10 protein-coding genes and 1 tRNA gene are annotated in these 12935 nt (G+C 44.3%); 6 read left to right on the forward strand and 5 right to left on the reverse strand.

The features are described from left to right. Positions 1-494: 494 nt before the first annotated feature. On the reverse strand, positions 495-2210 hold the full coding sequence (locus tag NST34_RS09810; RefSeq protein WP_340968657.1) for an ABC transporter ATP-binding protein: 1716 nt from the start codon (positions 2208-2210) through the stop codon (positions 495-497). Between the two features lie 268 nt (positions 2211-2478). Between NST34_RS09810 and NST34_RS09815 the strand changes: the two genes are divergently transcribed. After that, positions 2479-3702, forward strand: coding sequence for a CynX/NimT family MFS transporter (locus NST34_RS09815; RefSeq protein ID WP_076283203.1), 1224 nt, complete (start codon positions 2479-2481; stop codon positions 3700-3702). A gap of 86 nt (positions 3703-3788) precedes the next feature. On the opposite strand, the gene NST34_RS09820 is transcribed toward NST34_RS09815, so the two are convergent. Then, entirely contained in the window at positions 3789-4550 is a 762-nt protein-coding gene (locus NST34_RS09820; protein WP_341061978.1) for a class I SAM-dependent methyltransferase, read from the reverse strand. A gap of 271 nt (positions 4551-4821) precedes the next feature. On the opposite strand from NST34_RS09820, the gene NST34_RS09825 reads away from it, so the two are divergent. From NST34_RS09825 to NST34_RS09845, 5 genes are all read left to right on the forward strand, one after another. Continuing rightward, positions 4822-4905, forward strand: a tRNA-Leu gene (locus tag NST34_RS09825). 338 nt (positions 4906-5243) lie between these two features. Further along, the gene (locus NST34_RS09830; protein WP_042186765.1) at positions 5244-5573 is read left to right on the forward strand and encodes a PadR family transcriptional regulator; all 330 of its coding nucleotides are present in this window, start codon (positions 5244-5246) and stop codon (positions 5571-5573) included. Next, positions 5570-6127, forward strand: coding sequence for a DUF2812 domain-containing protein (locus NST34_RS09835; RefSeq protein WP_076283200.1), 558 nt, complete (start codon positions 5570-5572; stop codon positions 6125-6127). Before NST34_RS09830 ends, NST34_RS09835 begins: the two co-directional genes overlap by 4 nt. A 221-nt stretch (positions 6128-6348) precedes the next feature. Next, the gene (locus tag NST34_RS09840; protein WP_341127663.1) at positions 6349-9438 is read left to right on the forward strand and encodes a PAS domain S-box protein; all 3090 of its coding nucleotides are present in this window, start codon (positions 6349-6351) and stop codon (positions 9436-9438) included. Between the two features lie 101 nt (positions 9439-9539). Continuing rightward, positions 9540-9935 carry a NusG domain II-containing protein gene (locus NST34_RS09845; RefSeq protein ID WP_341129527.1) on the forward strand — a complete coding sequence of 132 codons (396 nt, stop codon included), beginning with the start codon at positions 9540-9542 and terminating at the stop codon, positions 9933-9935. Here the strand turns inward: NST34_RS09845 and NST34_RS09850 are convergent. The 3 genes from NST34_RS09850 to NST34_RS09860 are packed head-to-tail and all read right to left on the reverse strand — an operon-like array spanning position 9928 to position 12866. Next, the gene (locus NST34_RS09850; protein ID WP_149643932.1) at positions 9928-10803 is read right to left on the reverse strand and encodes a TIGR03943 family putative permease subunit; all 876 of its coding nucleotides are present in this window, start codon (positions 10801-10803) and stop codon (positions 9928-9930) included. The genes NST34_RS09845 and NST34_RS09850 overlap by 8 nt on opposite strands. A 48-nt stretch (positions 10804-10851) precedes the next feature. Then, positions 10852-11841: a permease gene (locus tag NST34_RS09855; RefSeq protein WP_076283197.1), complete on the reverse strand. Its 990-nt coding sequence runs from the start codon at positions 11839-11841 to the stop codon at positions 10852-10854. After that, positions 11838-12866 carry a CobW family GTP-binding protein gene (locus NST34_RS09860; RefSeq protein WP_341127664.1) on the reverse strand — a complete coding sequence of 343 codons (1029 nt, stop codon included), beginning with the start codon at positions 12864-12866 and terminating at the stop codon, positions 11838-11840. The genes NST34_RS09855 and NST34_RS09860 overlap by 4 nt, the downstream gene beginning before the upstream one ends. Positions 12867-12935 lie beyond the last annotated feature (69 nt).

Raw genomic sequence — 12935 nt, forward strand, 5'->3', positions numbered from 1 at the left:
CACAGGAGCCTGTGTTTACAGCAAGCCTAGTGGCCGTATCTGTCTAGTACAAAGAGACGATTGCCTGTACGGTTACGTCTCGGAGTTGGGAAGGGAAGAGGCTAGCTGGGGGCAGCGTAATGAAGTCTTGTTGGGTTTTGAAGATTCGTATATTCAGCTCTCCTGAAACTAAAAAAAGCTCATTCTACATCCGGGTGAACTTTTTTATAGAGTGTATAATAATTATTGGGACACAGATACTTCACTCATTAGAGCATGTACATTTTGGTCGTGGTCATGAAAGAACGTCAATGTAGAAGCAGCGATGTTAAAAATGATAGTAGGTACCTAGGTCACTGGACCCGACTCATGTGGTGTGCAGCCTCTCATGCTGGAAATAGATGAGAAGCACGAAAAAACAAGCCTAGTCGCCAATAACGTGGAGACTAGGCTTGTTATTCTTGAAAATCTCAGCAGCTGAATCAATCATTCTACAGAAGCTCCAGATAACGTCCCTAAGCGTTATATTGTGCCTGATGCAGCCGGCTGTATATGCCACCGGCATGGACTAACTCTTCATGGCGGCCTTGCTCGGCGATGCCTTCTTCGTTCACGACCATGATCCGGTCGGCATTCTTTATCGTCGTCAATCGGTGGGCGATGACGAGTGTGGTTCTACCCACGGACAGATCCGCAAGCGATTGCTGAATCGCTGCTTCCGTTTCTGTATCCAGTGCTGAAGTAGCTTCATCCAGAATCAGGATCGGTGGATTCTTCAGGAACATGCGGGCGATCGCTAGGCGCTGCTTCTGTCCACCGGACAGCTTCACACCGCGCTCGCCGATCACCGTATCCATGCCATCTGGAAGATTCTGAATGAGATCTTCCAGATGGGCACGCCGAGCAGCTTCCCAGATTTCGGGCAGCTTCGCATCCAGCTTTCCGTAGGCGATGTTTTCACGAATCGTACCGGAGAATAGGAACACATCCTGCTGTACGATCCCGATCTGCTTACGTAACGACTCCAGCTTCATGTCACGGATATCGATGCCATCTATGGTGATAGCCCCGCCTGTGACATCATAGAAACGAGGGAGCAGGCTGCAAATAGTTGTTTTGCCTGCGCCAGAAGGTCCAACAAAGGCAATCGTTTCGCCAGCCTTAACTTTTAGGCTGATATTTTGTAGAACCGGACGGTCTTCGTCGTATCCGAAAAAGACATTCTGGAAGGTAATATCACCGTGTAAAGTACTTACCTCTACGGCATCCGGCTTATCGCTGATATCTGGCTCCGTATCAATAATTTCTAGATAACGTTTAAAGCCGGCAATTCCTTTTGGATAACTCTCGATAACGGCATTGATCTTCTCGATCGGACGGAAAAAGATATTGGACAACAGAATAAATGCCACAAACTCACCGATTTGCAACTCGCCATTGATGAAGAACCAAGCGCCGCTGATCATCACAAGGATCGTAATGAGGCGTGTCATCATATAGCTGACGGATAAGCTTTTGGCCATGATTTTATAAGCGAGAAGCTTAGTTTTACGGAACATTTGGTTATCTACTGCGAATAGCTCTTGTTCATGCTGCTCATTGGCAAAAGATTGAACAACCCGGATACCACCGACATTATCTTCGATACGGGCATTGAAACTACCTACATTTCCAAAAAGCTGGCGGTAGGTGGAAGTCATGTTGCGTCCGAAGTAGATGATCACCCAAGCCATAATTGGAACGATAATAAAAGTAATAATGGCCAGCTTCAGATTAATATCAGCCATAAGGAGGAAAGCACCGACAAGTGTCATGATGGCGATAAATATATCCTCAGGACCGTGATGCGCCACCTCGCCGATATCATTTAAATCGTTGGTGATTCGCCCGATGAGGTGACCTGTTTTATTGTTATCGAAGAATCGGAAGGACAGTTTCTGGATGTGATCGAACATTTTTTTACGCATATCGGTCTCGATATTAATGCCAAGCATATGCCCCCAGTATGTAACGATATACTGCATAACTGTATTCAAGGCGTAAATAGCTAGGAGCGCGACACACGCAATAAGAATTAGCGGCCAATCTTGACCCGGAAGCAAATCATCAATAAATTTATTGACAGCTACCGGAAAAGCTAGTTCTAGAAGACCTGCAAAAACAGCGCAGGAGAAGTCCAATATAAATAGTTTTTTATACGGACGATAGTAGGAAAAAAACCTTCGAAGCATTCTGTTCACTCTTTTCTATAGGAATATGTAGGAGATCGAATGAAATTGATTCTCAATTGTCTTGATTATATGGATACTAAAGATGTCATTCGATTTTGTCAATAATAGGGTTATAAAATTACTTAAGGCTTGTAACTTTTATAATAATAGTGGATGATAGGTCTTAATGCCATGTAATAAACATTTTTATATTTCTGGCGTAATCGCTCACCGTCCTTACAGGAATGTCAAAGGCGTTTATGCTTGTTGCAATTTAGGAGGATACATGATGAAAGCATCGCAACGAGAAGGAAACATTCAGAATAGAGGTTTAACGGATACCAAATATGATCGCTGGCTGCTAGTGTTGGGGATTGTGTTTATCGCAGCGGCACTTAGAGCGCCTTTCACATCCGTCGGTCCACTGGTACAAATGATTCAGGATGATCTAGGCTTATCGAACACTTTAGCAGGAGCTATAACTACTCTACCATTGTTGGCTTTTGCCATTTTGTCCCCGTTTGCTCCAAAGCTAGCTCGCCGTTTCGGCTTGGCTAATGTGTTATTAATTGCAATGGTTATGCTTGCTATGGGGATTCTAATCCGGTCGGGATCTGGAACGGGACTGTTGTTCACAGGTACGGCGATACTCGGGCTTTCTATTGCAGTATGTAATGTATTGCTTCCGGGTCTGATTAAAGGGAAGTTTCCTCACAAAATTGGGTTAATGACAGGTGTCTACACCGTCTCAATGAATTTATGTGCAGCCGTCGCTTCAGGTATTAGTGTACCGCTAGCTAGTCATGCTGGATTTGGCTGGAGAGGGACTTTGGCGATTTGGTTTATGATCGCTGCGCTAGCAACCCTGTTCTGGATTCCGCAAATGCGCAAGCTCGATCAAGGGACTGGGGCCAAGGGGTCGATCTCTAGTGGAAATATGTGGCGTTCTTCGCTTGCTTGGAAGGTAACGATTTTTATGGGCTTACAGTCGTTGCTCTATTATGTCTTCATAGCTTGGTTCTCTGTTCTCCTTGGTGAGCGAGGGATGTCATCAAGCCATGCAGGTTGGTTACTATCACTAATGCAAATGGCCCAGCTGCCGTTTACTTTCTTCGTGCCGTTGTGGGCAGGTCGGATGAAGAACCAACGTATTCTAGTAATCATCACGGCTATTTTGTATTTCATCGGAATCGGTGGCATATGGTTGGGAAGCAGTGCTTTAATGGCTGTCTGGGCGATCTGTTTTGGGATTGCCGGAGGATTTGCCTTCGGACTTGTGATGATGTTCTTCAGTCTACGGACCAGAAGCACTCAAGAAGCAGCGGAACTGTCGGGAATGGCCCAATCCGTAGGTTACGTGCTTGCAGCAATGGGCCCGGCATTATTCGGATGGCTTCATGATGTAACGAATAGCTGGACGATGCCGCTTGTTTTATTGCTGGGTGCAAGCGTATTGCTGCTGGTTGTCGGACTTGGTGCTGGTAGCGATCGATATGTGGGAGATAGAAGATAGATGGTCATAAAAAGAGTGTACTGGTGCGGACACGCGACAGTACACTCTTTTTTTTGTTGCATAGGAAGAAGCCACGCCCTTCATTGTTAGACGCGTTTGTAAGCGACGACCCGGATTCTTCGATAATCCATCACCCAGCGGCCATCCTGAAATAATGTCGGTCTAAGTTTCTGTTCCATATAAGAGAGGACTTCTTCTCGTTCAGATGGTGTTAGGACACTTAAGATTCCATTAGCAAAAGTGTTCAGCCAGGACTGGAACCCTTGCTCTCCAGCCTCTAGTGGGGTTGGACGGTCGAAACAAAGGGCGAGGTCAACAGTCAGTCCATGTTGTTCTAGTAGTGTTGTATATTGTCCGATGCTTGGGAAGTACCAAGGTAATTGAAGCTTATCACTACACCCTATAGCGGTAAAAGCATTTGGAAGCTCAGTAATGATAGAAGCGATATTGCCCAGCCCACCGAACTCAGCAACAAAACGCCCGCCTGTTCGTAGGCTAGCTGTGATAGAAGCAGCTGCTCCGTTCGCGTCGGTCAACCAGTGTAGAGCAGCGTTGCTGAACACGGCATCGACTGGCTGTTCCGCCACATAGTTTTGCCCATCTGCTAAGATGAAGTTTAGCTGGGGATGCTTGTCACGGGCAGTCTGAATCATTTCGGCTGAAGCATCAATACCTGTTACAGTGGCACCACTAGCAGCGATGGCTGCTGCCAAATCACCAGTTCCGCAGCCCCAATCAACAATTTGTTCGCCAGGCTGGGGGCGAAGAAGTTCAATCAATGACTCTCCAAACTGAGACACAAAGGCCATATCAGTATCATAGGTTCCGGTATTCCACTGCTGGTTCATACGTATTCGTCCTTTCTGGTTTGGAATTACAGTGATACTTCTGATGCAGCACATTCTTTTAATTATGTTGTATCATACCAGCCTCTTATAAGTGAAATATATAAACTGAATAACTGTGATTGGTTATGCCTATGGGTATTTGAATATGTTATATCGCTTATATCGCTGTTGTTAGATTTATCTGTACATCGATTCAAAAATATGTTGCTATTTATCCGAAAAAAGAGTATATTCTTATGTACAGTGATTATTTCATTGGTGTACATAATGTGCGGTCGTGGCGGAATTGGCAGACGCGCACGGTTCAGGTCCGTGTGGTAGCAATATCGTGGAGGTTCGAGTCCTCTCGACCGCATCATCAAATAGGCTTATACAATTGCTCTTGGGCAGTTGTATAAGCCTATTTTTTATGTCTGAAGAAAGTGATGGTGGTCCAATTCTAGTGGCTTCTAAGTCCGATACACCCCATGCGTAGTGGAAGGAATAGATTTAATTAGATGGGGTAGATCCAAGTTGAGGGGATTGCGATCATGAACCGTCTGTAGGCATGTACTGTAGGCTTTTTTTCGTGGTTAAGATCGGTTAGGTTTACTAAAAATAGGTATTTTTGTATTGACAATTATATCGGCTTCCGTAATAATGTTATTACGGTAACCGATATATCGCTAACAGTAATAGAATGGAGATGGAATCATGCCTGAAAGCTCAGAAAGAGGAGCCTTAACGGAAGCTGTATTTTACATTTTATTGTCTTTATACACCGCAATGCACGGATACGCGATTATGCAGAATGTGAAGGATTTAAGTCATGGTCGAGTGGAACTTGGAGCGGGCACTTTATATGGAGCTATCAACACCTTGCTTGAGAAAAACTGGATAAGAGCTATAGAAGGGGAAGAAGGCTCCCGAAGAAAGGAATACGAAATTACTGAATTAGGGAAGACAGTGATTCAGGGGGAGCTTATTCGGTTGGAAGAACTGATTGCCAATGGGAAGAGAATAGCTGGAGGTGAGTCCAAATGAAACATGTGGTTCGCAAGCTGTTTTGGGATTTTGAGAAGGAAGAACAGTGGCTTAATGAAATGTCTGCCAAAGGGTTAGCCCTTTCAAGCTACTCCTGGTGTAAATATGTGTTTACTGACTCGCCTCAGAATGAGTATACGTATAGAATTGAGCTTTTAGATAATGTGCCTACTCATCCGGAAAGCATGGCATACCTCAAGTTTCTAGAAGAAAATGGAGTAGAGTGTGTTAGCAGCTATGTTCGCTGGATTTATCTTAGAAAGAAGTCATCCGAAGGTGCGTTTGATATTTACACAGATCTGGAATCCAAAATAAAACACTTTAAGCGAATCAACACACTATGGAATTCTGTCATGTGGTTAGAGTTCGTTGTTGGTTTGGCCAACATTCTCATTGGGGTAACGAATTATTTCAATTCATCCAGCAGAATTAGTTTGATAAACGTTGTTCTAGGCGGGCTTTTAATCCTTTTAGGACTTGTTTTTTTAAGAGCAGGCGCACCTATCCGTAAGAAAATTAAGAAGCTTCAGCAAGAGAATTTAATAAGAGAATAGTCATTTGAAGTTGTGATATGTACTAACAGCAAGCTTCCCGAGTGTTGGGGGCTTGCTGTTTATTTTTTGTCTGTGAGGATAACGCGCAATCTCTTTGATTTATACCCGCCTATCATTTAGGACTCAGCTATCAAGCTTAATTACCGAAAAAAAGGTATACTGGAATAGATTACGAGATTGTAATAAAGTTTGTCCCCATCTCAAAAGAGGAGGCTACTCAGGTGTCTGAATTTCTTTTTAAGCAACTATACTTACGGTCTTCTATAGGGGTTGCTGTAGTCTCTCCCAAGGAAGGAACCTTGATTCAATCTAATCCAGCACTTTGCCGTATGCTTGGTTATTCTGAAGAAGAGCTTTTAAATATGCACTATCTAGATCTTATTTATCCAGACGATGTAGCTGATGATGATCATTACGTTATCCTGAACAATCTCTTAGCAGATCCTGGGACCGCAATAGAGTTAGAAAGACGGTTCTTATGTAAGGGTGGCGAGATAATCTGGGTAGCTCAACATATATTTCTGATTCTTCAGGAGAACTCTAGTGAACCCCTTGTCTTGATCTCAGAACTTACGGATATCACAGACCGAAAGCTTGCGGAAGATAAGATTCAGGAAGATCAGCATTTATATAATTTGATCACACAAAATACGCCAGATATGATTTCTTTTGGCGGACCAGACGGTACACTGCACTACGTTTCTCCTTCAGTGGAGTTGTTGCTAGGATATCCTCCAGATGAAATGATCGGTACGAAAAGACCTGAGTATTATCACGCAGAAGATGCCCTTGAAATGACAAAACACGGAAAGCTCTATTCTGATACGGATGTGTATACACGCAGGGCCCGGCATAAAGACGGACATTATTTGTGGATTGAGAGCAGCTCACAGGTGGTACGTGATGAGCAGGGGGAAATCAAGCAGATATTAACGATCGGCCGTGATATTACGCAGCGTAAGAAATATGAGGATATGCTGGCGCAAGCCCAATATCTTGCGAAAATGGGATCGTGGGAATGGGATGCGACGAAAACGCGGTTGACGGTTTCTAGAGAGATGCGTAACATTTTTGGCTTTTCATTGGACGACAGCAATCATTCCTATTTTGATTACAAACGAGTGCTTTCCTGTATTGATCCAGATGATTTTACTAGACTTCAAAAGCTGGTTCACCAGTCTTTAGCGAATGGGACGAATGGCGAAGTTATGGTTCGAATTAAAAGTGCGGATGGAAAATTGAAGTTTCTGGATGCACACTGGGAAGTGACTAAAGATGAGGAAGGAAGAGTGCTACAGATCAGTGGGATTGCCCAGGATGTGACTGAACGTCATCGTATGGAGGAACAGATGCGTGATAGTGAGCAGAATTACCGACTCCTGTCGGAAAATTCAATGGATTTCATTTCACGTAATACAGCGGACGGAGACCTCATCTATCTATATGCATCACCCATTTGCCAGACGATGTTCGGCTATACACCGGAAGAAATGTACGAAACGAGAGGTATTGATTACATACATCCTGAAGACAAGGAGAAAGTGGTGTCCTATCTTAGCAACTGTATGGAAGGGAAGAAGCTCGACCCTGTGACCTTTCGGTTTCTATGCAAAGATGGAACGTACATTTGGACGGAAACAACACTTCGCTATATTTACTCGGAGACCTTTGGAGGACGGGAGCTTGTGTGTGTAACCCGGGACATTGCGGAACGGGCGCGGCATTTTGAAGAAATAGAGAAGTTAAGTAACGAGCATGCTCTAATATTGAATTCGGTATCTGAAGGCATATTTGGTATGAATCTTGAAGGGGATACGATGTTCATCAATCCAGCGGCGATTACTATGCTAGGATACGATCCAACGGAATGGTTGAACAGCAAATTCCATACGATTCATCAGACTTGGCTGGATAATGAGCCATTCTTGGGCATTCAGAAGACGCTGATTCCCTCGCACTTCAATAATCGCTCTTTTGATGAGAAAGAGGGTGTGTTTTGGAGGCAAGATGGTTCCAGCTTTTTGGTCAGATATCACATGACTCCTCTTTTTGATGGAGAAGAGCGGATCGGGGCTGTAGTGGTTTTCCGAGATATCACAGAAGAGAAGGAGATTGTGCGAGCGAAGGAGTCTGCAGAGGAAGCGGATCGGGCGAAATCGGAGTTTCTAGCGATCATGAGCCATGAGCTGCGTACGCCTATGAACGGTATTATAGGAATGGCAGACTTGCTCTCAGGGACAGAGCTAAATGAAGAGCAGAGCTACTACACACAAATCATTACAAGTAGCGGAGAAGCATTGCTTCATATTTTGAATGAAGTGCTGGATTTCAGCAAAATTGAAGCAGGCATGATGACACTTGAACTGCAAATGGTAGATTTGCGTGAAGTGATACAGAACGTTAGTGAGCTATTCTATCCGAAGGTCAAAGAAAAAGGGTTGTTATTAACTATCAATATTGCACCTGATCTTCCATTTGTCGTTGTGACGGATGAGGCGAGATTGCGCCAAATTCTCGTGAACTTAGTGGGAAATGCGGTGAAATTTACGGAGACAGGTGAAATTAGTATTGCTGCCAGTCTGGAAGCTTCTCGAAAGTCAGGAAATATTATCGTTAAATTCATGGTTAAAGATACGGGCTTGGGGATCCCGGTTGCCAGTCAAGGGTTATTGTTTCAATCGTTCTCGCAATTGCATCCTTCCATTAATCGAAAATATGGCGGAACAGGACTTGGACTGGCGATTAGCAAAAAGCTGGTGGAGCTGCTCGGAGGAGCGATTGGTGTGAGGAGCTGTGAGGAACATGGCTCAGAGTTCTTTTTCACCGTGGAGGTCTCTTTGCCAAAAGAGGAATGGAATCAGAAGGTTACGCTCCGCCCTTCAGTGGATACAGACAAAAGCAATAAACCTAACGCCAAAGCGTCTGATAAGGGAGAATATGGACCGATGTCTATTCTCATCGCTGAAGATCATCCTGTGAATCAGCAACTGATGCTGGCTTATATGAAGAAGAGGGGATACTTCCCTGACATTGCATCAAATGGCGAGGAAGCAGTTCGAGCTGTGCTGTCCAAGGATTATGATCTCGTCTTTATGGATATCCAGATGCCTATTATGGATGGGATAGAAGCAACAGGAATCATACGTGAGAAGCTTGGGCTGTCTCCCATTATTATTGCGGCCACAGCTTTTGCCAGAAATGAAGATAAAGACATGTGTCTGAGTGCAGGAATGCAGGATTTCATCTCCAAGCCTATCTCCATAAAGGAGCTTGACAGGGTATTAAAAGATTGGTCTACTCGGATTCGTTAAGGATGAGGAGTGTCATTGACAAAAGGGCGTAAGATTAATATATTTGTAATCGTAATTATTACGAATATATTGTCAATTAAAGGATCCATACCTTGTTAAAGATGAAGCGTGGCGATTTTGTAATCATTTTTTTAGCTCTATTCGCAGCGGGTTTGATTTACGGAATCAAGTGGTGGGACACCCATAATGAACAGTATCAACAAGGCGATTTGAAAGCTATAATTACGGTTGATGGTAAGGAATACAAGACCGTTTCTTTGACTAAAGAAGTGCAAATTATAGATATTCAATCGAAGTTTGGTCACAATACCTTAAAGGTATTTGATTACGGGATCCAAATGACATATTCTGACGCTCCTTTGCGAATCGCTTTGGAAATGGGGTTTATTTCTAGGCCAAAGCAGCAAATCATCTGTATACCCGCCCGTATTATGGTTGAAGTATTTAACCCTAACCGATCTGTGAATGATGAGGATGAGCTGGACCCAATTATTTAGTAGATTTGGCCGTATTCGTCAAAGCTTTCCATGCGGTTATGGAGTCAGCACTCGTGTAAATGTAGGGTGTTGTTGGTTGCGCGATAGGTGTAATTGCTTCTGCGCGTATTTGCATCATTTCTTGGCCTTTGTATTGCACAATTTGAAGCTTGCCCCGAACCTCTATCCAGGTATCGGTGGGCAAGCTTTTTAATTTGCCGGAATCAACCAACATCCCAAACGGAGTAGCATCGGCGGTACAGCACTGAACCAGAAATCTGCCAATGGCAAAAGCATTCTCTGGCGTTTCACTGTCATCGCGATATAGAAAACCGGAAACGGAAATTTCTTTGCCTTCAAATTGTTGTTTATACATGTCAATAGCGCCTAGTGTTTCAGAAAAAATATCAGAATACACAGGGATAGTAGGCTGAGCATATAAGATCTTAGCTAGCTCGGTGAGCTCCTCATGATAAGGATCAATCGATTCGAATCTAACAGCGTTGGTAGTCTCTGATGGTAAAGAGGAGAACGAAATCCCCTTTTTACTAGCGGCCATACTTCCCAAGGCACGATCAGGAAGTGCAAATCCAAGCAGCAGTGGAAACAGGAATAATCCATAAAGCGCTGTACTTTTAAATATGGAATGTGGGAGGCGATGCTCGCAGTCACATAGCACACTTCCCTTACCAAATAAGGCTTGAATGGCCAAGCTGAGCGCCATTAGTGTCAGAGGAATCGGACATAACTGAACCCAGCGTGCTAGCTTAGGCGCTACATAATAATGCAAAGCGTCCTGCTGCACTAAATGCCCAATATAGAGAGCAAAGGCGAGCAGAATGACCGCCCTTAACAAATAGTGAAATCGGATGCTTCGAGAGTCATTCATGCGCTTCCTCCTAACAATGGGGTAAGCATCTGCTTGCCACCTCTATGATTACAGCCATAAGGACATGAGTACGGCTCCGATAAATACGCTCGAAAAGATAAGAAAGAACAAATAAAGAGCGAATTTGGTCTTAAACAGCGAGAGTAGCATCAATGAATTTTTGAAATCTAACATCGGCCCAAATACCATAAAAGCGAGCAGTGCTCCTGCTGGAAAAGAATGTACGAAGGTGGAAGCTACAAAGGCATCTGAGGTGGAACAGAGCGAAAGCACAAATGCCAGTCCCATCATGAAAAAATAAGACCCGAGCGGCTTATCTCCGATCGCAGCCAAACTGTCCTGAACCATAAACGTCTGAATGCCAGCGGTCAATAGGCAGCCAATGATTAAGTATTTTCCCATCTCGAAAAACTCATCCGAGGTATGCACGAAGACGGCGGCTAACTTTCCTCCACGAGAATTATTATGATGTGTGTTATCGGTTTCGCGCTGAACGCTAAGGCGTATCGGGGACTTTTTCACCGTTGCATAGATAATCAAACCTATAATACAGGCGACTACAAAAGCTAGACCCATCCGGGCATAGGCCAGTTCTGAGTGGTTGCGAAATGCCGTCAGTGTTGCTCCGTAGACGACTGGATTTAGGATGGGTCCGGATAAAATAAACACGATCGCCACGTAGACAGGCATCCCCTTATGGATTAGTCGGCGGACGAGAGGGATCATTCCACATTCGCATACTGGAAAAATAATTCCGAGCAGGCAAGCGAATAAAATGGCTGGAAGCGCCTGCCGTGGAATCCAGCGGGAGATCATTTCATCTGGGATAAAGACGCGAAGCAGCGAGGATAATAAAGCTCCTGCTAAAACAAACGGCAAGGCTTCTAGCAAAATCCCGATAAAGCCGGTTTTGAACGTGTCAATGTACGCGTTATCTAGTAGCTCCAGTTGATTTGGCACCCATATAAAACCAATGATAATCAGGAATGAGATCGGTAGAAGCAGCGGCAGTAGTTTTAAAGGGGAAAGGGTAGTCAAGGTTCGAATAAGGTGGACCACCGATCTGCCAGCAGTTCCTCATCTAAATTTATCCCGATGAATACCACATAAGGCATTCCAGGGTAACGTGATGCCTCCCAGCTTGTACGCATTCCCGCATATTGGACAAGTTGAACCGGTTCCTGTTCGGACAAAAGGATATGCCCTTTGGCACGGAGCAGGTTGTCACCCCATTCTTGAAAGAATGCCTCTAGCTGTTCTTTGGAAGGCATTGTAGTCCCTGCTTGTGGAATGGTTAACGTGATCGCGGTCACTTGGGAAAAAGAAGCGTGGGGCTCTTCTTGTCGTTCTTTTACAGCTGTAGCTCCCTGTTCTGAATTCATTTGTTTAAGTGTTGCGCCTTTAAAGGTTTGAGGTGCTCGTTGTGGCGCGGGAGCGATGATTTTACGTGGGATGATTCCTGATAATATCGGAGAAAGGTTGATCTCGCTGTAATGGGTATATACGATTTCAGCCTCTGTATTTTGTTTTCGGACTCCCTTTTCAATTCGCCATAAGATTTCAGGCTCTACAAGATCGCTCTTATTAACAACAATGAGATCGGCGGTGGACAGCTGCTTGCGAAGGGTACGAACCAGCTGTTTGTCAGAGGAGAGTCTGCTGTTATATTCCAAGGCGTTTTCTGCATCCAATAAGGTGATCGTAAAATGCAATTCGACCCTTTCTTGTAGTGCGGCTTCTTGTAATGTTTTGGCGATTTCTTCCGGATTCGCGACGCCAGTAAGCTCGATATAAATAGCATCGGGACGTCCTCTTAGCAGTACCAGCAGGCTGTCTGCCAAATCCTCTTTACGGCTACAGCATACACATCCATCCAGTAGCTTAGTCACGGTTGTACCCGTATGCTCCTGCAGAATATACCCATCTACATCTCTCTTTCCCAGCTCATTCATAACTACGCCAGGGTTCAGACCCCTTACCTTGCTCTCTTTCAGCAGGGACAACAGCAGAGTTGTCTTCCCGCTCCCCAGAAACCCGCTCAAAATAATTACTGGTATCTTCATGATCTCCACTCCTGCCTGATTCTCTTGGAAATACAAGAATCATATTTTTATATTTCCATCTATACGTGA

It is taken from the genome of Paenibacillus sp. FSL H7-0714, from assembly GCF_038003765.1.
Lineage (GTDB): Bacteria > Bacillota > Bacilli > Paenibacillales > Paenibacillaceae > Paenibacillus_AQ.

What these genes read in the sequence shown, in the direction of transcription:
- NST34_RS09810 (WP_340968657.1), bottom strand. Translation starts at nt 2,210, where the DNA reads ATGCTTCGAAGGTTTTTTTCCTACTATCGTCCGTATAAAAAACTATTT.
- NST34_RS09815 (WP_076283203.1), top strand. Translation starts at nt 2,479, where the DNA reads ATGAAAGCATCGCAACGAGAAGGAAACATTCAGAATAGAGGTTTAACG.
- NST34_RS09820 (WP_341061978.1), bottom strand. Translation starts at nt 4,550, where the DNA reads ATGAACCAGCAGTGGAATACCGGAACCTATGATACTGATATGGCCTTT.
- NST34_RS09830 (WP_042186765.1), top strand. Translation starts at nt 5,244, where the DNA reads ATGCCTGAAAGCTCAGAAAGAGGAGCCTTAACGGAAGCTGTATTTTAC.
- NST34_RS09835 (WP_076283200.1), top strand. Translation starts at nt 5,570, where the DNA reads ATGAAACATGTGGTTCGCAAGCTGTTTTGGGATTTTGAGAAGGAAGAA.
- NST34_RS09845 (WP_341129527.1), top strand. Translation starts at nt 9,540, where the DNA reads ATGAAGCGTGGCGATTTTGTAATCATTTTTTTAGCTCTATTCGCAGCG.
- NST34_RS09850 (WP_149643932.1), bottom strand. Translation starts at nt 10,803, where the DNA reads ATGAATGACTCTCGAAGCATCCGATTTCACTATTTGTTAAGGGCGGTC.
- NST34_RS09860 (WP_341127664.1), bottom strand. Translation starts at nt 12,866, where the DNA reads ATGAAGATACCAGTAATTATTTTGAGCGGGTTTCTGGGGAGCGGGAAG.